The organism is Aquamicrobium segne, from assembly GCF_042656785.1.
Classification (GTDB): Bacteria; Pseudomonadota; Alphaproteobacteria; order Rhizobiales; family Rhizobiaceae; genus Mesorhizobium; species Mesorhizobium segne.
Genome location: NZ_JBHSLL010000012.1, coordinates 305369 through 332050, shown reverse-complemented (window position 1 = coordinate 332050; position 26682 = coordinate 305369). Strand labels below are relative to the sequence as shown.

Genomic DNA, 26682 nt, shown 5'->3' with positions numbered 1-26682 from the left:
ACCCCGATCATTGACCCCTGCCTGTCAAACATCAGGGAATAACAGCCAGGCGGCTTGCATTGGCCGCCATGCCCAGCGCTTCTTTCAGATTGTTGATAGCCACCCGGTTCTGGGACGTGAACACCATGATCACATCGCCCCCATAAATACGGGGATTGGCCAGTCGTCCACTACGAATTTGCTCGACGCTGTAATTGGCCACCAGCCTGGCGCCCCCCACATTGCGAAACACATAAACCTTGCTCGGATCCGCAATGTCTCGCAGTCCTCCGGCCAGCGCGATAGCATCGAGCAAGGTGGTGCTGGCGGCAACCTGATAAAGGCCAGCCTTGGCCACCTCACCATCCACAGTCACCCGCTGACTGGCCGATTCTTTCAAGAAAACCGTAATGTCAGGCGATTGCAGATAGGACGTGCCATAGGCTTTCTCCAGATCCTGCTCCAATTGACGAACAGACTTGCCGGCGGCCATTTGCACACCAATCAAAGGCAGTGAGATGCGCCCCGAAGGATCAACCTGAACCACCCGGTTGAGCGTATCTGCATTATAGACATTGATTTCCAGAACATCGTTTGCCGCCAGCAATTGCTCGGTGCCATCATGCGTGCCCGCTGGCGCAGGCAGGCTTTTGACCAGCCGCAGGCTGCCATCTGCGGTGGCTGTCACATCACCCGTTTGAAGAGCAAGAACATCGGCAGGTGCAGCACCCGTATTGGCCGTACTGTTACAGCCGGCAACAAAACACAAAATTGCCAGCATGATTGCAGGTAATGTTCTGGTCATACCGCGCCCTTATTCATTTCCCAAAACCCGTGCAACAAGACGTTGGGCAAAACTCTTCCTGGCCCTCCCCCTGGAAACCGTGCGCAGTGTGGGCAAAATCTCCGCTGGCTCTGCATTGGACAAGATTGCAGCAGGACGATGATGAAACATCTGTTCAGCATCTTGGCGCCCAAATTGTTCAGCAACAAGTGCAAAAGCACCCGACAATACCGGTTTGCGCCATGATGCACCATGCGCATCGCTGGCAAAAAAGCTGGCTCTGCCTTCACGCAAGATCCGCTCCGATAATTGTCTTGCGACCGGTCCAAAAACCCCGGTCAGCGAATCTGCCGTCAGTTGAAGCGGGCAACCCAGATCGGCAAGGCGCTGAATGACATCAAAATGCCTGCCCGCCCATGAAAGCCGCTCAGGATGGGTGATAATGGGAACAAAGCCTGCCTCAAGCAAGCGTGCAGCAAACTCTTCCAGCCGCGGCGGCAGGATCTCATGTGGCGGCTCTAACAAAAAATAGCGCGTATGGTTCAGGGTCGGTATGTCGCCAGCCTGCAGACGATCAAGAAGATCAGGCGCGATATGAACATCAGCGCCACTTGTCAGGCGGAGAGGGATGGATTGCGCATCGAGCATGACCTGCAAACTGTGCATCGCTGGCAGAATTGTTGCTGTCGAATTTTCATATTTGCCCGGAACGATATGCGGTGTGCAGGCCATATGAGTAATGCCATCGGCCACAGCAATGCGCGCCATGGCAATTGAAGTGACTATATCTTCTGCACCATCATCAAGAAAAGCCAGAATATGTGAATGCAGATCAATCATCAGAGGCAATCGTAAAAGCCTGGCAATGATCGCAAGGACTGCTCACTTGCTTCTCGCATGGCAGACCCTGCCTCCTCACGCGCCCTTGCGAAATATACAGCGCCAATGAAGTCACCGACTTCATTGGCCTATAAGCATTTCAAAACTGCTTCCAGACTTTAAACCGAACCGGCCAGACTGATCAGTTGCTCACGCCCTCATCGGACGTTGACAGAAGAACAGCCCCCAGAGCAATTCCGCCACCAATTGCAACAATTCCGGCTGTCGGAATACCAGAGGAAGCACCAGTGGCCGCACTCGCATCCTGCACAGCGCCCGCGGCATTTTCATTTACCGCAACGCAAAGCTGATTACCTTGAGGCAAGGCCTGCAAAGTGGTGTTTGCGCTCAACGACACAGAACATCCACCGCCAAAGGAAACAGTCGAAGATGAACGCGGGCCAACCATAACGGAATCGCCTGCACCCAATTGAATGCCAGACTGGGCAGCGGTCGATCCTCCAGCCTGCCTGACAAACACCTTGCCGACAACATTTTCCAGAACACCCGTCGCTCCGGGAGAAACCTGACAGGCGCACGTGCCTGACTGTGCATTTGCACTGCCAACAGTTGCAATCCCGCCAAACGCTGCCAAGGCGAAAACCAAAGCCGACGATCTGGCGACCGCACCAGTCTTATTCCACACAAACATCTTATTCCGCCCGGACATTAAGTGCCTCAGAAATATTCATATTTTTAACGGCCCATCAAATAACATCATGTACCCGCTTAAGCAATGTTTAACAATGGCAAGAAATAGCCTTAACAGGCCCGGTAAAGGCCACCTGACTGGGCAGGCAGATCACAAAGATAGCCATCCTTGCTCAACTGTTCCGCCAGATCGCCGCCATCAGCGGCGCGGCATTGGGCAACAATTGCATCACCGAAAGTTGATGCCGCCCTGCCATCGCAAGGTGTTGCCCCTCCGACCTGAACACATTCAAACGTCTTGCCCTGATAGACCTTGCGTGCCTGTTCCCGGGCCAGCGCTTCAAGATTGCGCGGTTTTTTAAAAGCCACGCCGCACAACAGGATTTTGCGCCCGCCAATGCGCAAATCATCCAGTGTCCGGATGTCCAGCTTACCACTGAAAACAAGCGCTTCTGCTGTCTTTGGTGCATTCTGGTCTGGCCTGCGTCGTTCCTGTGTGGAAAGCAGAGACAATATAAAGACAGCAAACCCCAGTACAGCAAGGATCAAAAATACAATTTTTTTCCTGTTCATTGCACAGCTTTACTCTTTTGCAGTGTACAGGTTTTTGATCAGTCGAAGCATCTGATCCGCCAGATATTTCCTGTCATATTCTTTTGCCCCCTCAATGGCATTGCCCCTCAACCGCGCCCTGAATTCATCATTTTCAGCCAGATGGACAAGGTGGCTGCGCAGTTCCTCTGCATTTTCAGGTTCAAATGTCAGCCCGGCCTGTTGCTTTTTGACAATTTCCGCGGATTCTCCACGAACGCCAAGCAGCACCGGGATGCCCATTGCCATGCTTTCAAACAGCTTTGAGGGTATGACCGTAGTAAACAGATCGGTCTTGCGCAGATGAATGATCGAGGCATCCAGCAATGACCAATAGCGCACCACCTGCGATTTAGGCACAGATTCTACAAAGGTGACAGTATCGAGCTTCAGCGCCGCAGCCTTTTCGCGCAGCGCTGCCTTTGCAGCTCCACCTCCCAAAAACAGAAAATGGATGTCTGTGCGCCCTTCATCACGCAGCAAAACAGCCGTTTCCAGCAGGGTGTCGAGTGCATGGGCAAGGCCATGTGTGCCAATATAACCAGCGACAAACTTGCCACGCAAACCAAGCTGCTCCAGCAATTCATCATCCTTTTCCAGCGGAGCAAACCGGTCAAGATCGACACCGTTGGTAACAACATGAAGTTTAGATGGATCAATCCCCCGCCGCTCAAGATTTGCCTTGAAGGAATGCGTGACGGGCACAATCATCGCCGCCTTGCGGTAAAGGAACAATTCAAGCGCCTCCAGCGCGCTTAACAGGCGCGCCCCCTTCATGGCGCCAACCGCCCGGATGGATTCCGGCCACAGGTCGCGCAACTCAAATATAAAAGGAATGCGCCGCAAGCGACTGACCACATAGCCTGCGCAAGCTGTAAAAAACTGTGGCGAGGTGGCGATCACCACATCAGGCCGTTTCACCGCAAGACTGGCAGGTATCGCGCTGAACATGAAGCTGACATAATCAAGCGTACGGCGCAAAAAGCCTTCATTTGCGGAGATATAACTCCACACCCGCACCACATTGATCCCGGTCATGGTTTCACGCGCATAAAGCCAGTTCTTATATCCATCAAATAATTTTCCCGCCGGGAAATTGGGCGCACAGGTGATAACTGTCACCTGATGGCCAGCTTTCACCCACTCCTGACAATGTTCAAATGTGCGGCTGGCCGGGGCATTTACTTCCGGCGGAAAATTGTCTGTCAGAAAAAGAATATGCATCTGGCACCCCCCTGCCCTTATCGGTCAGATACCCAACCAAACACAATAATGCTGCGACCTTCAACAAGAGTGACGACCAGTCTTTGTGTTGGCTCACAACACCCGAACTCTGGATGCCAGGAGGCGTTTTCCAGATGAGCCGTGCCAGTACGAAGCTGCCAATGCAAAACCTTGTCCTGACCTGCAAAAACAAAACCTGACTGACCATCTTGTGCAAGTGTCAGCCTGCAGTGCGGATGGAAATGAAATGCGGCCCTGGCCCGATGACCAACACCACTCACGAAATCGGAAACGACAAATTCTTTCTCGCCAAAAGCCCAGTGCCGACGGTGGAGCGGCCCACCTTCCAGACGCCGATACCCATCATGAGCGCAAGCAACAATATAGCTGTCATTTTCCCGCTCTATTGAAAGATCACGCGGGCGCGCCCGCCTTGCCACCCTGAAACCCGACCACACTTCCGACGAATTCTCGTCCGCCACAACCACCGTATTATGCGCAGTTGTTCCCCGCTGACGCTGGCGCTCCGGGCCAGTTCCATAGACTGACGTACCCGAATTGACGATGATGCGCTGCCCATCCAGTGAAAGTTCAAAGGACAGCGTATCGGCATGAGCATGGCCCGGAAGATAATCCGGCCCGATCCGCGCCACATCAATCAGCAGCACAGCCCGGTCGTTCTGGAGCCGGACATAGCCACTGTCCTTCAACCATGTGCAGGCATCAAAAATGCCCGCATGAGCCGGAAAATCAAGCCTGACTGCATAATGTTCAAGCTCCTCCGGTGAAGGCGCAATGCCGATAGCAGCATCATTAAAGAAGGAAATTTCACCATCCGGATGGCACATGGCGGCCAGCCAATGGCGCATGTCTGAAATTTTGTTTTCCCATAAAACCGGCACAGACAGGTCAGCGCTGCGCATGACATTGACAAGATCGAGCATGTCTTCCAGCGCCAGCGCGTGATAGAGGGTGCTAAGCTCAAAATGGCCACCATCGGCAAGGATCTGTTCAGGCACCTCGTGCGCCAATATGTTGAGTCCCGTGGAAAGCCAGTTTTCAGCCTCCTCACCTGCAAAAAAACAGCCGGCAAAAACCAGAGCCTTGGCATTTGCAAAAAGATGATTGCCAAGCAGATGATATTCCAGCCGTCGCATCAACCACCGGGCCTGCACAGCCAGACTTTGGACAGCCCCTTCTGAAAATACATTGCCAGCAAGCGCCCATTTTACCCAATTCACAATCCGCAGCGATGTGGGGTAAGGCTCCCACCCGCTGCCGCTGGCAGGCGGGTTTTCCTTCATCCAGCGGTCAATAAGCGCAAGATGCCATTGCACCCGCGCTTGCGCCCCTTCGGCATTTAAATCATCGAAATAATGAAGATTATAGCACCATAATTTATCAAGATCAGGATTGTCCCAACCGGCGGAAAGATCGCCATTCCGGTTGAGAAAGCAAAAACTGTCCGGACCAGTCTGGCTTGGGCGCCGCCGCGCCGGTGCTGTCCATACGCCATTTTTTCGCTGCAAGGGTGCTGCACGTAAATCCGGTTTCGGGCGATAAAGATGAAACCGCAACCGCCCGCTGATTTGAACCGGCTTCAAATGGCGAATGGTATGCCAGAACAGGCAAGCCTGCCTGATGCGCCGTTTCAAACCAGCAATCTTTCAAGTTCACCAACAATCCTTTCGCCAGCCCGGCCATCCCATTTTTCAGGAATGCTGCCTTTTTTCCATTTTCCGGCAAACAGGCGTTCAAGCGCCTCCGACAAGGCGGCAGGGTCGGTTCCCAGAATTTTATTCGTGCCGACACTCACCGTTTCTGGCCGCTCGGTGCTGTTGCGCAAGGTCATGCAGGGAATGCCCATCACCGTTGTTTCTTCGGTAATGCCGCCAGAATCCGTAATCACCGCCTTTGCATTTTTCACCAGCCAGTTGAATTCCAGATAGGGCTGCGGCTCAACAAAATAAATAGAAGCCGGCAGGCCGGGCATGGCCTTAAGCGTTCCGGCTGTACGCGGATGAACCGGAAACACCACAGGAAGCTCTTGAGTGCCCTCGCCGATCGCTTTCAGCAAGTGTTCAAACGACGCCAGGGCATCGACATTGGAGGGCCTGTGCAGCGTCACCACGAAATAATTACCCGGCTTGAGCTCCAATTCATCCCAAAATGGCGGTGGACGCAGCCTGCCCATATTGGCAAGCAGCGTGTCGATCATCGTATTGCCAACAAAGAAAATGCGCTCTTTATCCACCCCATTGCGTTGCAGATTATCGGAAGCCATCTGGCTGGTGGTAAAAAACCAGTTGGTAATGGCATCTGTCACCATGCGGTTGATTTCCTCCGGCATGGTCCAGTCGCCGGAGCGGATACCGGCCTCAACATGGGCAACGGGAATATGCAGCTTCTGCGCAGCAATGGCACAGGCCATGGTCGAGGTGACATCGCCGACCACCAGGCAAAGATGGCTGGGGTTTTCTAAAAGCAGCTTTTCATAGCGAACCATGATTGCCGCTGTCTGCTGGGCCTGCGTCCCCGACCCTGCTTCCAGATTGACATCAGGGGCAGGAATTCCAAGCTGGGCAAAAAAATCGCCTGACATGCGCGCATCATAATGCTGGCCGGTATGCACCAGCCGGTAGCGCAAAGACCCGCCCGCCTGTTTTTGTGCCTCCAGCGCATGGATGATGGGAGCAATTTTCATGAAATTCGGCCGCGCCCCGGCAATGATGTCAATCAGTGGATTGTTCATAAGCGCGCTCCTTGCGGACGCTGCAGTCTGAAATTTGTGAAAATCACATCGATCCTCTGTTCCAGAACCCGCCCCAGATATTCGGCGCCCGCAATGGTAAGATGTCGGCAATCTTGACTGATGAACCGACCATCAGGTGTAAAAACCGGAACTGTATCATCTTCATCGAGCAGCGGTGCCATCAAGTCCACGTATCGATCATCATATGAAGCACGCAGATCATGATTGAGTTGGAGCCATTCCGGACCGGGCTTTACTCGCTGCTGAAAATAGTTATCGCCAGAATAATTATAGAAAATCCCTGCACTGCGCCCAAAATTTTTTGTGCCAACTACATATATTTTTTCCTGGAGCGTTTTTTCCATTTGCAACATCTGATCCAAGGGTGCTTCAGACCAGAAGATTAAATCAGCCTGCTTGGCACGCTTCATCGCACTCGACTGCCCCAGAAGTTCTGGCGCATAGGAAATCTCGATCTGCTTTGCCCATTCAGTGCTCAGCAAGATATTTGCCCAATCGCGGGCAAAACTATTGCCGACCACCAGAATTTTTGCCTTGTCTGTTGAAAAATCCCGGTTGAGGTCATTAACCCTGTGATTATAGCGGGCGTGGACGCCCGGTATGCCCTGGCCTACTTTCAAACCAAGTTCCGGTACATCGCGGATTACTCCTCCTTGACTGTAAATCAACAGTGCACTGCTTGTCCCGACAAGAAACAACCCAACCATCGTCGTACACAGCATCCGAAGTGAGATTTTCTTTCGATCTCTGAAAACACGTTCGATATAGGTATAGGAAAGCACAGATAGAGCCAGTGTAATGGCGACGGCGGCTATGGCTGCAACCCCTACAAGATCCTCGACAAATGAATATCTGAACAGAGAAAAAACAATCTGATGCCACATGTACAGGCTGAAGCTTATGAGCCCAAGATATACGAAAACTCTGTTTTCCAGAATCCGGGAATACCACCCCCCACTGCTGGCAGCCATGATCATACATGTAGCGCCTACTGTAAGGATCACAAGAGCCTCGCCCGGCAGCCCCTGCCCTAAAAATAAAAGTACAACCAGTATAGGCAGCCCGGCCTGTCCCCAGATGAATTTTTCCGTTCCCTGCATATGCGCCATAGCGACCAGACCTCCTGCCGCAAGCTCAAACAACCTGAACGGAAGATAATAAAACTTATCACTCTGCGAAAACGGGGAAAGAAACAGAATAAAGGATACTGCACAAATTGTGTACAGCATCAGGTACTTCCATTTTACAGACAATGCAAAAGCAGCAATTATTGCAAACGGCCAAAAAATATAAAATTGCTCCTCAATCCCCAAGCTCCACGTATGCATCAGGGGTTTATATTCGTTAACGACATCCCAGTAATTTCTTGTCGTGGTTGCCTGGAGGATATTGTTTGAGAATATATTCGTTGCAACAACAGATTGAGCAAGATTTTCCAAATCATCTGGAAGCATCAGCAGTGCGCTTGCAACCATGGCGACAAGACTGGCGACCAAGGCAAGTGGAATGATCCTACGCGCTCTTCTTTCGTAAAAATACGCAAAGGAAAATTCCCCGCAAGCCACGTCTTTGATGATAATACTCGTAATCAGATAGCCACTAATCACGAAAAAGATATCCACGCCCAGATATCCCGCCGGCGCCAATCCAAGATGAAAGACGATTACGGCAATCACGGCGACAGCGCGAAGCCCATCAATATCCTTTCGATAGGAGATAGCTGTCCGATCCTGTCCTTTTCTCATGTCGTTACTTACGGTAAGACTAACATTCCCAAATGCAGCAGCATGGTTGCTCATGATAAGTGCTGTGCCTCGATACTGACCCGACTCACATTCAACAACTCATCCAGGGGAACCGGACAGTTCGTCCCCTTCTCCAGCGCTTGCACGAAAGCCACAGCACAAGCCTTCTGGCCCTTATCCTGCCGCCACAGGTTCAGCTTGCGAAAACCGGGCCAGCCAAAACCTTTCATGCGACGGAAATTATTCAGTTGCAGGATGCGCCCATCGGAAAAAACCTCCAGCCGCTCCTTGGGGTAAGATTTGCTGCCATTGGCAAAATAATGCACACTGCCAATCGATCCATCGGCAAAGGAAAGCGTAATGATTGCTGTGTCCCCTGCCACAGCCTCCATCACCCTCACGTGATGAGAGACAATGGGTGCGTCGGCAAGAAACCGCAAAAGATCAATGAAATGACAGGCTTCACCAATAATCCGGCCACCCCCGACCGCCAGATCCTGCGTCCAGTGCGTGGCGGGAATAGCCCCTGCATTCACCATCATAACAAAGGATTTCGGGCCAGATGCACTGCCAAGCAGGTTTTTGATCTTTTGCACCTGTGGTGCAAAACGGCGGTTGAAACCCACCATGAGCAGCGGCTGAAACCCGCTGGCAATGGCATTGTCTCGCGCAACCTCGATGCGGGCAATTTCATCTTGTGTCAGCGCCAGCGGCTTTTCCACAAAGACATGTTTTCGCGCTCCCAGCGCCCGGCAGACAAGATCGGCATGGCTGTCATGGCGGGTGGCAATGACCACAGCATCAATATCAGGATCAGCCAATAGAGCGTCCACATCGGTCGTGGTCTTTTCAAAGCCGAATTTACGCCCGGCATGAACGCCGCTGACACCGGCAGAAGAGGCCACACTCACCAGACGCGCCCCGGCTGCCTTGAAAGCGGGGATCAGCACTGCTGTTGCATAATTGCCTGAGCCGATGAGACCAACCCCCACCTTGGCCGTCACCTGCACGGGCGGCGCAAGCGCCACCATGCGCTGCGTCAGCACTTCAACGGGAACAGCCTGTGGTGGCGGATACTCAAGAAGAATACCAAGCGAGGCTTCTTTTCCGGCAACAAGCTCATAGGCCTTTGCAGCCTCAGCCAGCGCAAAGCGGTGCGAGACAAGCGGCTTCACATCCAGCCTGCCATCGGCCATCATATCAAGAACGGCCTCAAAATTTCGCTGCTCGGTCCAGCGCACAAAACCGACCGGATAATCCTGGCCTTTTTCTTCATAGTCGGGATCATAGCGACCCGGCCCATAAGAGCACGACACCTGAAAGGTCAGCTCTTTTTCATAAAAATCAGCCCGCGACAATTCAAGTCCGGTGACGCCAACCAGCACGATGCGGCCACGCTTGCGGCACATCAGCGCCGCCTGATGCACCGGTTCATTGCTTTTGGTTGAAGCCGTGATGATGACACCATCAACGCCACGCCCGCGCGAAAAGATTTGTGCGATGGCGACAGGGTCGGCCCCGCTCGAAAGATCGACAGTTTCAGCGCCAAAATGTTGCGCCAGTTTCAAGCGGGCAGGATCAAAATCCAGTCCCAGAACCCGGCAGCCATGCGCCCGAAGAAGCTGTACGGTCATGATGCCGACCAGCCCCAGCCCCGTGACAACAATGGCCTCGCCAAGTGTTGGCTGAACCAGCCTTATGCCTTGAAGGGCAATGGCTGCCAGAACGGTAAAAGCAGCTTCATCATCGGTCACAGCATCGGGAACTTTGGCGCAAAGATTGACCGGAACAACGACCGCCTGCGCATGTTTACCATTGGAGATGACCCGCTCTCCGGGGGCAAAACCACTAACGCCGCGACCCGTCTCCAGCACAGTTCCAACATTGCAATAGCCAAGCGGCAAAGGCTGGTCGAGCTTGTTGAAAACGGCCTCCAGCGTGGGCGCCAAACCATCGGTTTTGATCTTGTCGATCACCTGGCGCACCTTGTCGGGCTGCTGGCGCGCCTTGCCAAGAAGACCAGCCTTGCCGAAATCGACCAGCATCCGCTCTGTTCCGGCCGAAACCAGCGTGCGGGCAGTGCGGATCAGTAGCTGCCCTTGCCCGACCGTGGGGCATGGCACCTCGGCAACTTCAGTGACCCCGGTTTTAAGCGATTGGAGAATTTGTTTCATTTAAGACAATACCGGCATGAACAATTCCCGGTTCGCATCCACACTTGCTGGATCTCTCCTGCGTATTTCCGCAAAACTTGCCACCCGTTCCCTCATTTGTATTTGCTCAGTTACAGTCAACTGCGCCATCAGGATAATCTTGTCAGCAAACTCGTCAGGACGCTCCAGTGGCAAATCCCAACCTGCTCCAACTTCAGAAAGGTTACGCCAGGGCGTCGTATCTGCAATCAGAACCGGAACCCCGGCAGTAAGCGCCTCAAGGATAACATGGCCGTAATTTTCACCAAGGGTAGGCAGAAAGAACAAATCATATTGCGCCAGGAAAAAGGGCACCTTCTCATGCTCTATGCTTCCACAGTAATTGGCATTTATGTGTGCAGGAAGCTGCTTTATTATTCTCTTGCATTGCTCCCAGTAGGAAACCTCTCTAACGGGACCATAAATATCAAATCGAACAGGAGCACCAACCTGCTTTAAAACCTCCAACGCATAATTGAGGTTTTTCATCGGCGAGATACGGGACAGGAAAACAATACGTAACGGCTCATTCTCGGCCCGTGGAGCAAAGGACGGCACTTCACGCATGGCAATGTCAGGCAGATCAATTGCAACTGTTATATGATTGGCAGTCGAGCCCATAATGCGGCAAATGTCTTTTTCCTCATGCTCGCTTGAGGCCTGCCACTCCAGATCACGATATAGCCCCACCATACCCGCAGCCAGCAGAAAGGTCTTTTTCTTGAGCGATTTGAGCCTCAGCGCACCTTCGGAAAACTCCCCACGCGGTGCAATCACACAGCGCGTCTTTAGCGCAAAGCCAAACCGGCGGGCCAACAATGGCTTTAGCGTAAAGTCAGGGTCAAAAAAGCTGTTGAGATAAAGAACATCATGCGGCGTTTCACGTAATATTCTGGCAATTGCCCGCACCCCTTTTTGTGCAGGGGAAAGATAAAGCACACTTGCCTTGCCCACTTTTTTCCACATATCCTCGACAAAATCAGAATAGGGCTGGGTGTCGGTCGCATCACGGTCAGAGGTGACAATCCGAAAATCAAACTCGTCACCCAATGCTTCAACCATGTTGGAAATCGTACGCAAAGGTCCACCAGACTTGTAACCGGGTAGATAATATCTCACAAAAGCAAGAATTACAGGACGACGCTGCATCGGCTCAGAGATACTCAAAGGTAACGCCTTCCTGACTTTTCAGCGATCTTGCGGTAAAGTTCAGCATATTTTTCACCCACAGCGTGAGTACGAAACTGCTCAACATTGCGCAAGCCAGACTCAGCAAGGCCAATTCTGTAATTTTCGTCTTCAATCACCTCCAACACAGCAGCCCGAATGCTGGCCACATCAAAAGGATCGGCCAGACAGGCTCCCTCACCCGCCACCTCAGGCATGGGCGACAAAGCACTTGTTATCACCGGCCGGCCAACAGCCTGCGCCTCGACAATCGGCAGGCCAAAGCCTTCAAAGGTCGAAACAAAAATCAGTATGTCAGCGTCAACATATTGCGCCACCAGCGCCTCTCGCGACAGGCCGACATGGTTTTCATAGTCGATTTTATAATGGTGCAGAGCCTCGACCTGCTTATCGGACAAGGAGCCGATCACCACCAGCTGGCAGGAAATCCCTTCCAGCGCTTCTGCCACACGCTCCAGATTTTTATTCCACCCCGTTCCAATCTGAAGAATGCGCGGTTTTTTTGCATTAAAACAATGCGGCGTCGGCTGAAATTCATCCGAGACCGGGTTATGGATCACATGAACCTTAGCAGGATCGCAACGCACACTGGCAAGCAAGGCGGAGCGGGTCGCCTCGGAAATCGTCACCACAGCCCGGCTACGCTTAACCGGCAACCAGTACCAGAGCAGCCAGACAAGCCAGCGCTGGAGACCGCGCAGACGACCAAGCAGCACAAGATCATGAACAGTCAGTACGGTTTTCCGGGAATCGAGCAGATAAGTCAGATAATGCACATCACCCGTGACATGATTGACATCACCTTGCGCCTTTCGGGCAGCCCAAATATCCTTCAGCCGTGGCCATAGCCCTGTGGATGGATGACGACAGGTCCAGACACTCACCTGACAGTCTTCCGGCATTGCGCCACGCACATCTTCATATAAACGTTCAATACTGAATACGTTCGGACGTGGGTGGCGCATAAAATGGGTGATGCGTGTCATCACGAAAATTGGCGCCCCATCCACCGCCCCCTCTGGAGGAATCTCACAAAAAGAGCTACGAAAATCACAAATAAAGTCGAGCGAATACAAACAAATAAAGCATTAGTCGTCGTCTCAACACTTAATATTGAGAATGACAAATTGAAGTATGAAAAAAATACGATAGCCGTATATCCAGAATATATAGATATTTTAATAATTAAAATAAATAAAATATATATTATATAAACATAGATTGGAAAGCCAAATATATAAAAATCTATATATCCCTCAACAAACATTGTATTTGTCCAATCATTTAAGGGAACTCCAAGTTCAAAATACCATAGGTTTTCTAAAACTGGACCAATAAATTCAAATTTATTTGGAAATAAAACTGATGGAATAGTTAAAAGAGCTTGAGAAATTATGTTCCATCCCCATAATACTCCATTAGTTGCTTCCCTTACAATCGATAAAGATGTTAATATAAGGAAGGGGCGTCTTATAATATTTTCGACAAATTGTCCCTCCACATTAGAATTGACAGATAGTTCTCTTGCTCTCCCTAAGTTCAGGATGGATAAATTCTCGGCACCCCGGCTGACATCGGTTGCGATACGAAGAAGATAATACCCCTCCCATAAAAACCAAAGTATAGGGATTGCAGCAAGAACGAGAGCTGCAATTATGAAAACTCTTCTCCCATTCAATTGACTTCTATAATAAATTGCAAAAAATGACACAGCCGAGATCAGCGCTATTATCGTCATGGAGCGCCTTCCAGCGGTAGTCCACCAGAGAAACTGGACAGCAAGTACAAATAAGAAAAAAGAAACAGATATAATATTACGCTGCGCAGGTCGTCCACGAAATATTGCAGCAAGCGCAACTGCACACATCGGCATAAGAGCCGGCGAAAGGCCAGTGGTAAATTGATAAAGCAGCGTAGCTTCGCGTTCCCCCCCTATCTCTGATCCGATACCCACAACGCTTGCATACCCCCTGCTACCTGACGCTATAAGATAGATTTGCATCATCAATATCGGCAGTATAACAGGGACGTAATCTCTCCATTTGATTAAGATACCTTGAATGGAAATTGATTTCCCAAATTTATTAAAATAAAAATAAGTAATTAATGATATAATAACAACAATAACAAGAGATTCTGCATTATACAATTCAGAAATTTCATGTATATAATTCTCATATCCAAATAAAACTATATAGCTAAATGGCAATGCATGCCAAAGCATTGTCTGCGATGAAATAACCGCACCAATATTCAGTTCTCCGAAAAATAAACTTGATAGCGCATGGTAGCCGCAGACCCCTGTTAGAAATGCACAGCCTCCATAAAAAACAATTGGCTCGCCTATAAAGTAAAAGAAAAAATACCCTAGCAGTACAGTTAACACTGCAAGCACCATGGTCACATTGGAAGGGCCTGGTCGCCGCATGGCAGAAATTGCAATAGCTGCTGCATCCGATGACGCAACAGGTCGACCTGAATATGGGTGCCGTATCATCATCCGTGCCATTGAGCGTACCCCGATTTATCCCCGTCCCCTTGGATCGAAATATACTTGGCACACTGAAAATACGTCAAGGAAGGACGCCCCCGATGGAAGAAACCGCTCTGCTCAATCTCCCCTATATCATGCCTTCACAAGCACAGAAGCATGTTACGCACAATGAGGCATTGCGTATGCTCGATGCAATTTTGCATATCAGCGTGGAGGACCGGGATCGCAACGACCCGCCACTCGATCCTGCCGAGGGGCAACGCCATGCTTTGGGTGCGGAGCCGACAGGGTCTTTCGCCAATCATCCCGGCGCCATTGCTGTTTTTCAGGACGGCAACTGGTCTTTCCACCAGCCACACGAAGGCTGGATAATCTGGGATGCCGCAGAAAGCACGCTTCTGGTTTTTAACGACGAAGGCTGGAAGCCTGTCTTCGACCCGCAAAACATGCCCTTGCTTGGCATCAACACGACGGCCGATACGCTCAACCGGCTTGCCATTGCTGCCGACGCGACACTTTTGAGCCATGACGGTGCCGATCATCACCTCAAGCTCAACAAGGCCACAGCAACAGACACAGGCTCACTTCTGTTTCAAACCGACTTTTCCGGGCGCGCCGAGATGGGTCTGGCTGGCAATGATGATTTTTCAATCAAGGTTTCATCAGACGGAGAGGCATGGACAACAGCGCTGTCGGTAGACCGGGAAACCGGACGACTGGGCGTGGGCGTGGGCAAACCGCAGGCCGTGCTTCATACAAAGGCTCCAATCAACGGACAAAATCTTCTGCGTTTCGATGATGCTGAAGGCAACAGCCTGTGGCGAGCCCTGTTCGACGGCACCAATTTTCATCATTATCTGAGCCGCTCTCTCATCCTCAACCTGAGCGGCACATACAGCTTCAGCATCTCTGGCGGCAACGGTATTCGTGGTGAGACCATTCAGATCATGACACAGGCAGCCGATTATGCCGCTGGCGCCAAAGGTCTGCGCATCGGTGAAAATGGTTCTGGCTATGCAACAGCGGCACACCCGCTGACAAAGCCCAATATGTTCTTTCGCTCTCATGCCTGGAATGGTGTCAATGGTTATTCATTCAGTACCGGCGGCTGGTTTGGGCTGGAACAGACTGCGGTCGAGAACGGACAGGCAAAATTCTTCTGGAAAACCGGAAGCTTTGCCAGCCCTGCCCTAATGGAACTCGATCACGGTGGAAACCTCTCCACGATCGGTTCGATCTCGACAGCAGGCTTTGCCAAAGTCGGCTCTTACCTGGTTGCCACACTGCCATCGGCTTCAACGACTGGTGCTGGCGCAATTGTTTTTGTGTCTGACGAGACCGGCGGCGCAACCCTTGCCTTTTCCGACGGAACAGACTGGCGTCGAATTGCGGATAAAGCTGTGGTGAGTTGACAATTTTAGAGCGTGTCGCAATTTCTCAAATTCACACGACCCGCTTTAAGCCTTTGCTTTTACGCATGTCTTTATCTCGAAACCGGTTCTCAAGTCTCAAGAGACAGGCTTTAGAGCGCCGTGCATCCTGCTGGACGCACGGCGCTCTGGGAGCAATCGACATTCAGGATTTCCAAATCGGCTGATGTCTGTTTTATAAGTTTCTCTGCTGGCCACGGAGTGCATGACGGGAAACAAACGATACGAACAGGATAAAACGGGTGAAAACTGCCACCTTGAAGATTTTATACACGCAGACGACGGGGATTGCATTGATTTCAACCTAAGGCTACTTGTAAATAATTACGGCGGGGTTGATAAGCGGGCTATTTGCCAGAGTATTTTGCAGTCAGATAATTGCACCTGACACAAGAATAATGCGGCCAAACAAATGAGAGTGCTATGCATTTAATTGAACGCACACTGCTTTCGACAGACCGACAGGCTGATCAACCTTGATGTGCGGGGGCGTATTCCATCCTTGTAAAATTCCTGAGCGGCAGTTTTCCTGTGCGCTCCAAAGCCTGTCTCTCGAGATTTGAGAACCAGTTTCGAGATAAAGACATGCATAAAAACCAGAATTTGAAGCATTTATGCCGCGTCAGACAGAACCATCTGACTTGGCATAAATGCAACTGAAACAAGAGGCTAGATCATTCCATCTGATTTGTGAAAAACAGGAAGTGATCTCACAATCGAGGACACGTCATGCATGGTGTGTCGTGTTTGAGGGACGGCAGTCTGCAAGGTTTGTTGCGCGGTTTGGGGAGACCGGAAAAATGAGCCGTATTTTTTCGATTTCGAAACCTGACACGGCCAGAAGCAGGCGCCATCCATTATTGCGCATACGCTATCAACTGGCGGGTGGATTGCTTTTGGCAATCGGTGCGCCATTGCTGGCGCGCATGATGCTGGAGCCAAGGGTTTTATTCTCGATCAACATTCAGGTGACCATCACCGGAGTGATTATTGCTCATATATTGGGCTATATGATCTATCGGCGTTTGGGATCATTCCCCGGGGTTGCAAATTTCAGCACTATCTTGCCTGCCTTCCTGCTGGGTTACGGGCTGGTGTTTGTCGCCATCTTTTTCCTGCGACTTGACTATAGCCGCTTTCAGGCAGCAACCTCCTTCCTGTTGTCGATCCTGTGGTATTTCAGCCTTGGGATGATAGTCGTCCGACAGGAAGTGAACCGGTTGGCCCTGGTTCCTTTTGGCGCCATCGACCGGCTTGAAAAGGTCGACAATGCGGTTTGGCATATGTTGCAAACTCCCGAGTTGGACTCTGCTTCGAGTTCAACGAATTCAGCAAGCGTACAGGGAGTGGTCGCAGATCTGCGGGCTGACCTGCCCGAAAACTGGCAAAGATTTATCACCGGATGTGTTTTGTCGGGCGTCCCGGTCTATCATGTGAAGCAGATACTGGAATCGCTGACCGGCCGTGTCGAGATTGAACATCTGTCTGAAAATACGCTGGGCTCACTGAACCCAAACCAGACCTATATCAAGGTCAAGCAGGCAGCCGACTGGCTGGCGGCACTGATTGCGCTGATCGCATTGGCGCCTCTCTTACTGCTTGTTGCCCTGCTTGTTCGCCTGGAAACGGCTGGCCCTGCACTGTTTCGTCAAGAGCGTGTCGGTTATCGGGGGCGTGTGTTTACAGTCTATAAATTTCGCACCATGCACCATGAAACACACAGCCAGCACGCAAGTAGAGAAACGGCCATGACGCAAAAAGGCGATCCGCGCATTACGCGCATCGGCCGTGTTTTGCGGCGCAGTCGGCTCGATGAATTGCCGCAACTCATCAATATATTGCGAGGCGAGATGAGCTGGATCGGACCGCGCCCTGAAGCCATGGCGCTGTCACGCTGGTATGAGAATGAACTGGCCTTCTATGCCTATCGTCACATTGTGCGACCGGGTATCACGGGTTGGGCGCAGGTCAATCAGGGGCACGTGACGGCTGTCGATGACGTGCACGAAAAACTGCATTACGATTTTTATTATATCAAGAATTTCTCACCCTGGCTTGATCTGGTTATCGTCATGCGAACCATGTGCATCATGCTGACCGGATTTGGAGCCCGATGAGAAGATGGATCATTTACGAGTGCGCCAATGAAAATTATTCCTCTGGTTCTAAGTGGTGGTTCAGGAACAAGGCTGTGGCCGCTTTCACGCGCAACCAAGCCCAAACAATTTCTGAATTTCGGCGGTGAACACTCGCTGTTTCAGGACACAGTCTTGCGGTGTCAGTCAGATATTTTTGATCCCCGTCCAATCATTGTCGGGGCCGACAGCCACCGCTTTCTTCTTGCCGAAGATATGCAGGCAATCGGCGTTGATGCCGATATTTTGCTGGAGCCTGTAGCGCGCAATTCCTGTGCAGCTATTGCTGCTGGCTGTCTTCAGGCACTCAAGCGCTCCGCCGATGCGGTTGTTCTGGTGCTGGCAGCCGACCATCGTATTCCCGACAAAACAGCTTTCAGAAAAGCGGTGGCGCAAGGGCTGGAGGATGCCGCCACCGGCCATCTCATTACATTTGGTGTAAAACCTGATCGTCCCGCAACCTCCTATGGCTATATTCTGCCGGGCAAACCGTTGAACAGGGCGCGTTGCGTGGCGCGTTTCGTTGAAAAACCGGGACCTGAACAGGCCGCAGAATATCTGGCTGACAACTATCTATGGAACAGTGGCAATTTTCTGTTTCGTGCAGCATCTTTTCTGGAAGAGCTTGAAAAGCTGCAACCGGAGATCTTGAAAGCGGTGCAACTGGCGCATGAAGAGGCCGTGACCGATCTTGACTTTCTCCGGCTTGGGTCCGCCTTTGAAAGCGCGCCATCAATTTCCGTTGACTATGCGGTGATGGAAAAAACCGGACATGCTGCTGTGCTGCCGGTTGATTATCACTGGTCGGATATTGGAAGCTGGGATGCGATCTCACAAGTTCTTCCCCGCGATGCACAGGGCAATGCAATTGTCGGTGACGCCACCATTCTCGATGGCCGTGACAATCTCGTTTATTCACAAGGAAAACTGACCACGCTGATCGGCGTTGAGGATATGGTTGTGGTTTCAACCCGCGACTGCCTGCTTGTGGCGCCGAAATCTTGTGCGGAAGACGTGAAACGTCTGGTGAACCATCTTCAGCAAGAGGCGCGTATCGAAGCGCTGGAAGGTATCCAGATATTCCGGCCATGGGGCAATTATGAGCGCCTTGACATGGACGATGGCTATCAGGTGAAGCGTATTGTTGTGAATCCTGGCGGGGTTTTGTCATTGCAAAAGCATAAGCATCGCGCCGAACACTGGGTGGTGGTGCGCGGTGCAGCCGAGGTGACGATTGATGCAGAATTGCGCACCATTTTTCCCGGCCAGTCTGTTTATGTGCCGCTTGGCGCGGTTCACCGTCTTGCCAATCGAGGCACTGAGCCGGTTGTGCTGATCGAGGTGCAGACCGGCGACTATCTGGGTGAAGATGACATTGTGCGACTGGAAGATGTGTATAACCGCCAGTCGGAATAGGGTGCAGGTATTTAAGTGAATTTTGCCTTGTTAAATTATCTGTCCTGTTCTGTTGCATGGTGATGGCGCGGTTGTCTACTGGTGTGCTGGGTCGGCGCATTGCGCGCGAGGGGGCATGGGTGGTTCTCGGGCAGGCCCTCAGCGCCATTGCAGCCCTGGTTTCCATTCGCATCATGACCGAACTTCTCGCGCCGGAGGAATTTGGCCGACTGACGCTGCTGGTCGGTGTGGCGGCATTGGCGCTGGGGCTTACGGCAACTCCAAAACTTCAGGCACTCATTCGTTATTATCCTGATGCTGCGCGGACAGGGCGCATCGAAAGCCTGCGCAAAGTCGGCATTCAGCTTATCATGCCTTTGTTAACACTTGCTTGTGTAATCCTTGCTGCGTTTTGGCTGCTTGCCGGCACATGGATCGGCAGTGCGTGGTATATGGGGCTTCTGGTGGCGGCGTTGCTTTACATCGATTGCTTGCGCTCACTTGAACTGTCCCTGTTCAATGCCGCACGTCGTCAGCGTGCCGCTTCGGTGATCTATGTGGCTGATGCCTGGTCCCGGCCATTGATGGCAATTATCTGTGTTCTGATCTTCGGTTCCAGCGCCGAGGCTGCACTTGCCGGTTATATTGCCGGTTCAGCCGCCGTGGTTCTGGCTATGCATCTCTGGATGCGGCTGGAAGGCGCCAGCGGCCCTCATGCGCCTTTGGACGCAGATGAAGACTTTAATAAGAAACTGGCCCTTTCGATCAGGCGCTATGCGCTGCCACTTGCACCGCTTGCCATCTTTGGCTGGTTGAGCGGTGTAGGGGATCGCTATATCATTGCTGGTCTGTTGAGTTTGCAGGACGCGGGGCTTTATGCCGCTGCCTATGGTCTCGCCAGCCGACCGTTCCTCATGTTGAGTGGCGTGGTGGAACTGACCATGCGTCCGGTCCTTCAAAATGCGGTCGCAGCGGGAGATCGCAAGCTGGTTACACGTACAAAAAGAATATGGCTACTGCTTACCGGGGCCGGTGCTGCATTTGGTGTCATCTGCTTTATATTATTGAGTGATTGGGTGGGACACCTTCTGTTGGCTGAGCAATATCGTTTAGCGACAGGGCTAATGCCATGGATCGCATTTGGTTATGCCTTATACAATATAGCAACTGTTTATACCCGGTTTTGCTATGCCTTTGACGATACAAAAGCCGTTCTTCTTCTTGCAGCAAGTGGCGGACTTCTGGGAGTTGCGGTTATGGTTCCGGCAATCTTTTTATGGGGGTTAACAGGCGCTGCACTCTCGGTGTCGGCGGGATTTGGCATTCAGCTTCTTTTTGCCTCGACCCTGGCGCGTCGGGCAGTGGCGGGCTTCTCGTCTCCAAAACAAGTATTTAAAGAATAAGGAGAAAATCCGAAAGATTGCGACATGTTTTAAATCTATAAGAAAATAAGGGGTCTCTATTTGCCATGAAGCCAACCAGCCGGATTTGCCTGTTTGTAGCAAAATTAATCCCCAGAGGGTATTTTCGTATATTGAAGTTTGCAGCTGAACGCGACCCTGCCTTGCAGGATTTATTTCTTCCCTTGAAGAATATTCCACTCTGTCTGAGAGGTGATTTGAGGGAAAGCGTATTCACCTCTCTCTATCGAACAGGCAATATTCCTCATCAAGCTGGATTTGACTTGTTATGCACGAGCCTGCTGCGCCCTGGTGATCTTGTGTTCGATATTGGTGCAAATATCGGATATACGACAGCATTGTTTTCTCACATTGTCGGTTCAGATGGTCGTGTTATTGCAGTTGAACCCTCACCTCGTTCATTTGCCTTACTTTCACGCTCGCTTGGAGAAAAAGCCAATATAACTCTCCTGAACCTGGGTGTATCGAAAGCGGAAGGTCAACTCGAATTCTATGTGCCCCCTTCGCTGGATCGTGCCAGCTTTATCCCCATTGCCGGAGCTCAAAAACTGCGAGTTACTATCTCCAGTTTGGATAATCTATGTGCCTCATATGGCTATCCACAATTTATCAAGGTGGATGTTGAAGGCTACGAGCCCAGCGTATTTTCTGGTGCGGTAGCGACATTGCACCGAAATGACCGGCCTATTATCGTTTTTGAAGCACTCGATATCAAAGGTCTTGAAAAATGTATTTTTCTTTTATCTGAACAAAGTGGCGGGGATTATGAATACAGGCGGATAAGAAACGATGGCTCATTAGTTAAGGTAGAAGAAACTGGATCAAGTGATTTTGTCGCAATTCCAAAATGGGCAAAGGAACGAATTGATGGCCGTACCAAGGTCCATCATGCAGCGTAATCCGGTTATGATCTTTGCTGGCTCATTTTGGTCGGGAGCAACGGAGAACGGGCTGGCCAACGGCTTCAGAACACTGGGCTGGGCAGTGCAGGAAATTGACAATAGGGACTTTCAAATTAATCCCGGCCGCCATCTGGGCTTGCGGCTTGCTGCCCGCGTATTTGGCAAGAATATGGTAAAAAATTACCAGAACAGAATTCTTGAAAACTGCCGGGTGCTGAAGCCTGATGTTTTTCTGACCGTTAAAGGTATTGGCATTACCCCTGACCTCTTGCGGCAAATCAGGGCGCTCGGGGTGTGCACGATGATGTATTACCCTGATGTTGCCTTTAATCACCGGGGTGTCTCGGTTGAGAGTTTTAACGAATATGATCTGTTCATTACGACCAAAACCTTTCAACTTGAATATCTCGAAAACATGCTTGGAAGCGAGCATGTTACATATGTTCCGCACGGCTATTCCAGTAGCGTTCACCGACCTGTATTCGACTGTACTTCTGAAGAGAGTTACCACATTGATCTGCTCTATTCAGGAAATCATTCGCCTTACAAGCAACGTTGGCTTGAAGAAACACTGGCTATTTTACCGGAAGAAATTTCGGTTGAGATTGTTGGCAATCGCTGGGCCAGGCATGGATCAGCAGGAGTGCTGGCGCGGTGCGGGATGCCGGGAGCGCAAATGGGTGTTGCCTATGCCAGAGCAATCCAGACCGCGCGTATCAACATCGCCATCCATTTTGGACCAACTGCATCCGGATGGGAGGACCTCGTTTCCACACGCACCTTTGAAATTCCCGCCTGCAAGGGCTTTATGCTGCATATCGACAATGATGAAGTGCGCGAGTTTTTCAAACCGGGCGAAGAGATTGATGTGTTTTCAACACCCGAGGAATTGGCTGATAAAGTCCGCTTCTACCTTGCGCGTCCCGAGCTTCGTGCGCAAATGATTGAACGTGCCTATGCGCGCTGCGTGCCAGCCTATAGTTATGCCGCACGGGCAAAGCTGATGGCGGATATTGTAGCTACGAAGCAGTGGACGACATAATATGGACAAAAGCAGATTATCTACCGAAACTGCACCCGGGTTTTATTCCGGCTATGAAGCATGGAAAGGCTGGAGCAACCTTTTTTGCTATACGCCAGACAAGGCTGATTATTTTGCCGGCGAGACTCGCGGCCTTGCCATCGCCGGCGGTGAAATCCTGGAAATCGGTTTTGGTTCGGGTGATTTTCTGCAATGAGCTGTTGACTGCGGGGCGCAAGTGGCAGCAACCGAGATCAACCCTGCGCTTCTTGCTGCTGCAGCCGAGCGCGGTATTGAGCTTCTTGATGCAGATTTCGAGCAGATTGCAGACAGGCATAGCAGCCGCTTTGACACGATTGTCGCCTTTGATGTGTTTGAGCATTTCTCGCTGGATGAGATCGTGACACGTTTACAGGCATGCGAGGAGATGTTGAAGCCGGGGGGCCATTTACTGCTGCGTTTTCCCAATGCTCAAAGCCCGTTCGGGCTGGCTCCGCAACATGGCGACCCAACGCATCGCTCTTGTCTTTCGCGCAGTGTTTTTGAACAATTGATTCAGAAGAGCCGCTTTGAGATTGTCCGATATGACCACCAGTTCAGGGCCAGAGGACGAACGCCGGTTGTTTTTCTCGTCCGTCTGGTACGTCATTTTCTGCGTGACGTCATTTCTGCCTGTTTTAACTTATCTATACAACCCGTTTTCCTTATGATGCCGTGGTGGTGATCAGGCTGCGCAAAATGGATGGCTAAGGCCTATCTTCCGACCAGGAAAGCAATGCGTCCAGTACGCCCTTGAAATCTGCCCAGCGGCGGATGACGGTTTCAGCTCCCGCTTCCGTCAGTGCATCGGCATGGCCGGGATAGCTGTGCGCACCCCCGGTAAAGCCGATGACGCGCATTCCAGCCGCGCGGGCGCCCGTCACCCCATGCACGGAATCCTCAACCACAAAGCAGCGCGCCGGGTCAGCGCCAAATTCACGCACCGCATGTAAAAAAACGTCGGGAGCAGGCTTGGGGCGGCCGTCGGGCAGGTCACGTGCGGAAAAGATCTCCCCTTGAAACAGTGGCAGGATGCCTGTCTTTTCCAGCATGGCGCGGATAAGCTGTGTGCTTGAGTTGGAGCAGATGTAACAGGGCCAGTGGGCGACCTGTAAAATGGCTTCGCGCACACCTTCAATGGCGCGCACATCCTGCTTGAGCTTGCGCTCGACCAAAGCCTCAGCCTCATCGATCAGCGTGGCCTTGAAAGGCAGACCGGAAATTTCCTCGATGCGCAGCAGAATATCCTTGAAGGTCAGGCCCGCATAGGTCTGCGCCAATTGCTCTGCTGTGATTTCAAAACCGGCACTGGTTAAGAGATCGGCCTCGATGCGTGCGGCAATGATTTCGGAATCGACCAGAACGCCGTCGCAATCAAAAATAATGAGGTCTGGCTTTTCCATGAGGCTTGATCCGATTTGAAGTGGGAGAAATGCCGGCAAGCGGCGATCAGGGGATACATCAAGCTGTGCGGCGGGGCAAACAGCAGATTGGTCTTCACGGATTATTTACGCTGTTGGGTAACCATAACAACCAGTAAACAGTAACGCGCATCCTGGGTGTTTAAAATGTCTGCATTACGTCGCCCTGACGGGTTTTCCAATGCTGCCTCCGGGCCCAATTGGCTGAATACGATCCTCAAGGGCGATTGCGTGGCGGCGATGAACCGGCTTCCCGACGCTTCTGTCGATATTATTTTTGCTGACCCTCCCTATAATCTCCAGTTGAACGGCGATCTGCACCGGCCGGACCAGTCCAAGGTCGATGCGGTAGACGACGCATGGGATCAGTTTGACAGTTTTGAAGCCTATGACGCCTTTACCCGCGCCTGGCTTTTGGCGGCGCGCCGGGTGTTAAAACCCAATGGCACCATCTGGGTGATCGGCTCCTATCATAATATTTTCCGGGTCGGGGCCAAGTTGCAGGATCTCGGCTTCTGGATTCTCAACGATATTGTCTGGCGCAAGACCAATCCGATGCCGAATTTCCGGGGCCGCCGTTTTCAGAATGCACATGAGACGATGATCTGGGCATCGCGTGATGAAAAGGCCAAGGGCTATACTTTCAATTATGAAGCCATGAAGGCTGCCAATGAAGATGTGCAGATGCGCTCCGACTGGCTGTTTCCGATCTGCACCGGGCATGAGCGGCTGAAGGATGACAAGGGTGACAAGCTGCATCCGACCCAGAAGCCGGAAGCGCTGCTGGCGCGCATTATGCTGGCCTCAAGCAAGCCGGGGGACGTGGTGCTTGATCCATTCTTCGGCTCAGGAACGACGGGGGCGGTGGCCAAGCGTCTTGGCCGTCATTTTGTCGGCATTGAGCGTGAGCAGAATTATATTGATGCCGCTTTGGAGCGCATTGAGGCGGTCAAGCCGCTGGGGACAGCCGAACTGACTGTTTTGACCGGCAAGCGCGCCTTGCCGCGCGTCGCCTTTGGCAGCCTGGTCGATACGGGGCTGATCAAGGCCGGCGCCATGCTTTGGGATGCAAAGCGGCGCTGGTCGGCCAGAGTGCGCGCCGATGGCACTTTGTCAATTGGCGATGAGGCAGGCTCGATCCACAAGATGGGAGCCCATGTTCAGGGGTTTGATGCCTGCAATGGCTGGACCTTCTGGCATTATGAGCGCGCTGGCGGGCTGACCCCGATTGACGAGTTACGCCGGATTGCTCGCCTTGGCATGGAAAAGGCCGGAGCCTGACGTACATTTTTGATACTGTCAGTTCTGCTTGCGTTTTGTTGCGCCCGGAAGAGCGGCTTCGATCGCTTTTTTCATAACGGTGGGCAGGGCTTCATCATGAAGACGACCGGGTACAGACCAGAAATGGTCGGCAGGGGCTGCACCGTCAAAGCGGGTGTGGTAAATATCCAGTTTCAGCCTAAAATGAGTAAAGACATGGGTGATCTGCCCGGTTTTTTCCCATTGCGCTGAAAAGGGAGCCGCTTCCAGTGAGGTTTTTCCATCCTGGCGCGCCGTCCAGTTGGTGGTTGGCACTTCACTCATGCCGCCAAGCAGACCTTTGGACGGGCGCTGGCGCAGCAGCACCGCACCATCAGCGCGGCTGACAACAAAAGCTGCCCCGCGGCGCAAGGGCTTTTCAGGCTTTGGCAATTTGACCGGATAAAGCTCGGGATCACCCGCCACCAAAGCTGTGCAATCCTGAGATAGCGGACACAGCATACATTTGGGGCGGCGCGGGGTGCAGATGGTTGCGCCCAGATCCATCATGGCTTGCGCAAAATCGCCGGGGCGCGCTGCTGGCACCAATTGCTCCACCAGAATACGGATTTGCGGCTTAGCCTGCGGCAAGGCTGTCTGAATGCGATAAAGCCTTGAAATAACCCGCTCGACATTGCCGTCCACCACCGCTGCGGGGCGATTAAAGGCAATGGCGGCAATCGCGCCAGCCGTATAAGGGCCAATGCCGGGCAGAGCGCGCAGGGTTTTGTCGGTATCGGGAAAAATCCCGCCTTGTGCTGCGATAAGATCGGCACAGGCTTTCAGGTTACGGGCGCGCGAATAATAGCCAAGCCCGGCCCATGCCTTCATGATATCGTTCTGGGAAGCGGCTGCCAGAGCAAAAATATCGGGCCAGCGCTTGGTGAAAGTGGTAAAATAGGATTTGACCGCTTCAACCGTGGTTTGTTGCAGCATAATTTCGGAAAGCCACACGCGATAAGGGTCGGGCCATTTACCCTGCGCAAGATCGGCAGGGCCGATGCGCCATGGCAAATCGCGATGATGGAGATCATACCAGTTCAAAAGACGGGTTGCGATGCCAGGCTTGCGGCTTTTATCCTGTAGTGCCATTGATCGGAAACTTCAGCTTTTGGTGTC

General features: G+C 51.9%; 23 protein-coding genes. 9 read left to right on the top strand and 14 right to left on the bottom strand.

The features are described from left to right. Positions 1-31: 31 nt before the first annotated feature. The 12 genes from ACFPLB_RS04860 to ACFPLB_RS04805 all read right to left on the bottom strand — a co-directional run bounded on the left by ACFPLB_RS04860 (position 32) and on the right by ACFPLB_RS04805 (position 14515). Complete coding sequence (locus tag ACFPLB_RS04860; protein WP_378228218.1) at positions 32-784, bottom strand: polysaccharide biosynthesis/export family protein; 753 nt, start codon at positions 782-784, stop codon at positions 32-34. Positions 785-793: 9 nt separating this feature from the next. Then, entirely contained in the window at positions 794-1603 is an 810-nt protein-coding gene (locus ACFPLB_RS04855) for a tyrosine-protein phosphatase (protein WP_378228217.1), read from the bottom strand. 181 nt (positions 1604-1784) lie between these two features. After that, complete coding sequence (locus tag ACFPLB_RS04850) at positions 1785-2294, bottom strand: FecR family protein (RefSeq protein WP_378228216.1); 510 nt, start codon at positions 2292-2294, stop codon at positions 1785-1787. A 110-nt stretch (positions 2295-2404) separates the two neighbouring features. After that, positions 2405-2866, bottom strand: coding sequence for a hypothetical protein (locus tag ACFPLB_RS04845; protein ID WP_378228215.1), 462 nt, complete (start codon positions 2864-2866; stop codon positions 2405-2407). A 9-nt stretch (positions 2867-2875) separates the two neighbouring features. Next, positions 2876-4108 (bottom strand): glycosyltransferase family 4 protein, encoded by a 1233-nt coding sequence (locus tag ACFPLB_RS04840; protein ID WP_378228213.1) that lies wholly within the window; start codon positions 4106-4108, stop codon positions 2876-2878. Positions 4109-4125: 17 nt separating this feature from the next. Continuing rightward, positions 4126-5637: a heparinase II/III family protein gene (locus ACFPLB_RS04835; RefSeq protein ID WP_378228212.1), complete on the bottom strand. Its 1512-nt coding sequence runs from the start codon at positions 5635-5637 to the stop codon at positions 4126-4128. A gap of 122 nt (positions 5638-5759) precedes the next feature. After that, complete coding sequence (wecB, locus tag ACFPLB_RS04830; RefSeq protein ID WP_378228211.1) at positions 5760-6860, bottom strand: non-hydrolyzing UDP-N-acetylglucosamine 2-epimerase; 1101 nt, start codon at positions 6858-6860, stop codon at positions 5760-5762. Further along, the gene (locus ACFPLB_RS04825; protein ID WP_378228210.1) at positions 6857-8680 is read right to left on the bottom strand and encodes an acyltransferase family protein; all 1824 of its coding nucleotides are present in this window, start codon (positions 8678-8680) and stop codon (positions 6857-6859) included. Before ACFPLB_RS04825 ends, wecB begins: the two co-directional genes overlap by 4 nt. Further along, on the bottom strand, positions 8677-10800 hold the full coding sequence (locus tag ACFPLB_RS04820) for a bi-domain-containing oxidoreductase (RefSeq protein WP_378228209.1): 2124 nt from the start codon (positions 10798-10800) through the stop codon (positions 8677-8679). The genes ACFPLB_RS04825 and ACFPLB_RS04820 overlap by 4 nt, the downstream gene beginning before the upstream one ends. Beyond that, positions 10801-11985: a glycosyltransferase family 4 protein gene (locus ACFPLB_RS04815; protein ID WP_378228208.1), complete on the bottom strand. Its 1185-nt coding sequence runs from the start codon at positions 11983-11985 to the stop codon at positions 10801-10803. Next, the gene (locus ACFPLB_RS04810) at positions 11982-12992 is read right to left on the bottom strand and encodes a glycosyltransferase family 4 protein (RefSeq protein WP_378228388.1); all 1011 of its coding nucleotides are present in this window, start codon (positions 12990-12992) and stop codon (positions 11982-11984) included. The genes ACFPLB_RS04815 and ACFPLB_RS04810 overlap by 4 nt, the downstream gene beginning before the upstream one ends. Beyond that, positions 12992-14515, bottom strand: a complete 1524-nt coding sequence (locus ACFPLB_RS04805; protein WP_378228207.1) for a hypothetical protein — start codon at positions 14513-14515, stop codon at positions 12992-12994. Before ACFPLB_RS04805 ends, ACFPLB_RS04810 begins: the two co-directional genes overlap by 1 nt. 83 nt (positions 14516-14598) lie before the next feature. Between ACFPLB_RS04805 and ACFPLB_RS04800 the strand changes: the two genes are divergently transcribed. The 8 genes from ACFPLB_RS04800 (at position 14599) to ACFPLB_RS04765 (ending at position 23528) form a co-directional block, all read left to right on the top strand. Further along, positions 14599-15912: a DUF2793 domain-containing protein gene (locus ACFPLB_RS04800; protein ID WP_378228206.1), complete on the top strand. Its 1314-nt coding sequence runs from the start codon at positions 14599-14601 to the stop codon at positions 15910-15912. 818 nt (positions 15913-16730) lie between these two features. Further along, on the top strand, positions 16731-18047 hold the full coding sequence (locus ACFPLB_RS04795; protein ID WP_378228205.1) for an exopolysaccharide biosynthesis polyprenyl glycosylphosphotransferase: 1317 nt from the start codon (positions 16731-16733) through the stop codon (positions 18045-18047). Positions 18048-18074: 27 nt separating this feature from the next. Next, complete coding sequence (locus ACFPLB_RS04790) at positions 18075-19481, top strand: mannose-1-phosphate guanylyltransferase/mannose-6-phosphate isomerase (RefSeq protein WP_378228204.1); 1407 nt, start codon at positions 18075-18077, stop codon at positions 19479-19481. A 56-nt stretch (positions 19482-19537) separates the two neighbouring features. Further along, entirely contained in the window at positions 19538-20863 is a 1326-nt protein-coding gene (locus ACFPLB_RS04785; protein WP_378228203.1) for a lipopolysaccharide biosynthesis protein, read from the top strand. 65 nt (positions 20864-20928) lie between these two features. Next, positions 20929-21780, top strand: coding sequence for an FkbM family methyltransferase (locus tag ACFPLB_RS04780; protein WP_378228202.1), 852 nt, complete (start codon positions 20929-20931; stop codon positions 21778-21780). Next, the gene (locus ACFPLB_RS04775) at positions 21749-22825 is read left to right on the top strand and encodes a CgeB family protein (RefSeq protein WP_378228201.1); all 1077 of its coding nucleotides are present in this window, start codon (positions 21749-21751) and stop codon (positions 22823-22825) included. Before ACFPLB_RS04780 ends, ACFPLB_RS04775 begins: the two co-directional genes overlap by 32 nt. A 1-nt stretch (position 22826) precedes the next feature. Further along, a complete protein-coding gene (locus ACFPLB_RS04770; protein ID WP_378228200.1) occupies positions 22827-23021 on the top strand; it encodes a hypothetical protein in 195 nt (64 codons plus the stop codon). 21 nt (positions 23022-23042) lie between these two features. Further along, positions 23043-23528 carry a class I SAM-dependent methyltransferase gene (locus ACFPLB_RS04765; protein WP_378228199.1) on the top strand — a complete coding sequence of 162 codons (486 nt, stop codon included), beginning with the start codon at positions 23043-23045 and terminating at the stop codon, positions 23526-23528. Positions 23529-23550: 22 nt separating this feature from the next. Here ACFPLB_RS04765 and ACFPLB_RS04760 read toward each other — a convergent pair whose 3' ends face one another. Beyond that, the gene (locus ACFPLB_RS04760) at positions 23551-24246 is read right to left on the bottom strand and encodes an HAD family hydrolase (protein ID WP_378228198.1); all 696 of its coding nucleotides are present in this window, start codon (positions 24244-24246) and stop codon (positions 23551-23553) included. 165 nt (positions 24247-24411) lie between these two features. On the opposite strand from ACFPLB_RS04760, the gene ACFPLB_RS04755 reads away from it, so the two are divergent. Continuing rightward, the gene (locus ACFPLB_RS04755; protein WP_378228197.1) at positions 24412-25545 is read left to right on the top strand and encodes a site-specific DNA-methyltransferase; all 1134 of its coding nucleotides are present in this window, start codon (positions 24412-24414) and stop codon (positions 25543-25545) included. Positions 25546-25563: 18 nt separating this feature from the next. On the opposite strand, the gene mutY is transcribed toward ACFPLB_RS04755, so the two are convergent. Continuing rightward, a complete protein-coding gene (gene mutY, locus ACFPLB_RS04750) occupies positions 25564-26655 on the bottom strand; it encodes an A/G-specific adenine glycosylase (RefSeq protein WP_378228196.1) in 1092 nt (363 codons plus the stop codon). Between the last annotated feature and the right edge of the window lie 27 nt (positions 26656-26682).

What these genes read in the sequence shown, in the direction of transcription:
- ACFPLB_RS04860 (WP_378228218.1), bottom strand. Translation starts at nt 784, where the DNA reads ATGACCAGAACATTACCTGCAATCATGCTGGCAATTTTGTGTTTTGTT.
- ACFPLB_RS04855 (WP_378228217.1), bottom strand. Translation starts at nt 1,603, where the DNA reads ATGATTGATCTGCATTCACATATTCTGGCTTTTCTTGATGATGGTGCA.
- ACFPLB_RS04850 (WP_378228216.1), bottom strand. Translation starts at nt 2,294, where the DNA reads ATGTTTGTGTGGAATAAGACTGGTGCGGTCGCCAGATCGTCGGCTTTG.
- ACFPLB_RS04845 (WP_378228215.1), bottom strand. Translation starts at nt 2,866, where the DNA reads ATGAACAGGAAAAAAATTGTATTTTTGATCCTTGCTGTACTGGGGTTT.
- ACFPLB_RS04840 (WP_378228213.1), bottom strand. Translation starts at nt 4,108, where the DNA reads ATGCATATTCTTTTTCTGACAGACAATTTTCCGCCGGAAGTAAATGCC.
- wecB (WP_378228211.1), bottom strand. Translation starts at nt 6,860, where the DNA reads ATGAACAATCCACTGATTGACATCATTGCCGGGGCGCGGCCGAATTTC.
- ACFPLB_RS04825 (WP_378228210.1), bottom strand. Translation starts at nt 8,680, where the DNA reads ATGAGCAACCATGCTGCTGCATTTGGGAATGTTAGTCTTACCGTAAGT.
- ACFPLB_RS04820 (WP_378228209.1), bottom strand. Translation starts at nt 10,800, where the DNA reads ATGAAACAAATTCTCCAATCGCTTAAAACCGGGGTCACTGAAGTTGCC.
- ACFPLB_RS04810 (WP_378228388.1), bottom strand. Translation starts at nt 12,992, where the DNA reads ATGACACGCATCACCCATTTTATGCGCCACCCACGTCCGAACGTATTC.
- ACFPLB_RS04805 (WP_378228207.1), bottom strand. Translation starts at nt 14,515, where the DNA reads ATGGCACGGATGATGATACGGCACCCATATTCAGGTCGACCTGTTGCG.
- ACFPLB_RS04800 (WP_378228206.1), top strand. Translation starts at nt 14,599, where the DNA reads ATGGAAGAAACCGCTCTGCTCAATCTCCCCTATATCATGCCTTCACAA.
- ACFPLB_RS04795 (WP_378228205.1), top strand. Translation starts at nt 16,731, where the DNA reads ATGAGCCGTATTTTTTCGATTTCGAAACCTGACACGGCCAGAAGCAGG.
- ACFPLB_RS04790 (WP_378228204.1), top strand. Translation starts at nt 18,075, where the DNA reads ATGAAAATTATTCCTCTGGTTCTAAGTGGTGGTTCAGGAACAAGGCTG.
- ACFPLB_RS04785 (WP_378228203.1), top strand. Translation starts at nt 19,538, where the DNA reads ATGGTGATGGCGCGGTTGTCTACTGGTGTGCTGGGTCGGCGCATTGCG.
- ACFPLB_RS04780 (WP_378228202.1), top strand. Translation starts at nt 20,929, where the DNA reads ATGAAGCCAACCAGCCGGATTTGCCTGTTTGTAGCAAAATTAATCCCC.
- ACFPLB_RS04775 (WP_378228201.1), top strand. Translation starts at nt 21,749, where the DNA reads ATGGCCGTACCAAGGTCCATCATGCAGCGTAATCCGGTTATGATCTTT.
- ACFPLB_RS04770 (WP_378228200.1), top strand. Translation starts at nt 22,827, where the DNA reads ATGGACAAAAGCAGATTATCTACCGAAACTGCACCCGGGTTTTATTCC.
- ACFPLB_RS04760 (WP_378228198.1), bottom strand. Translation starts at nt 24,246, where the DNA reads ATGGAAAAGCCAGACCTCATTATTTTTGATTGCGACGGCGTTCTGGTC.
- ACFPLB_RS04755 (WP_378228197.1), top strand. Translation starts at nt 24,412, where the DNA reads ATGTCTGCATTACGTCGCCCTGACGGGTTTTCCAATGCTGCCTCCGGG.
- mutY (WP_378228196.1), bottom strand. Translation starts at nt 26,655, where the DNA reads ATGGCACTACAGGATAAAAGCCGCAAGCCTGGCATCGCAACCCGTCTT.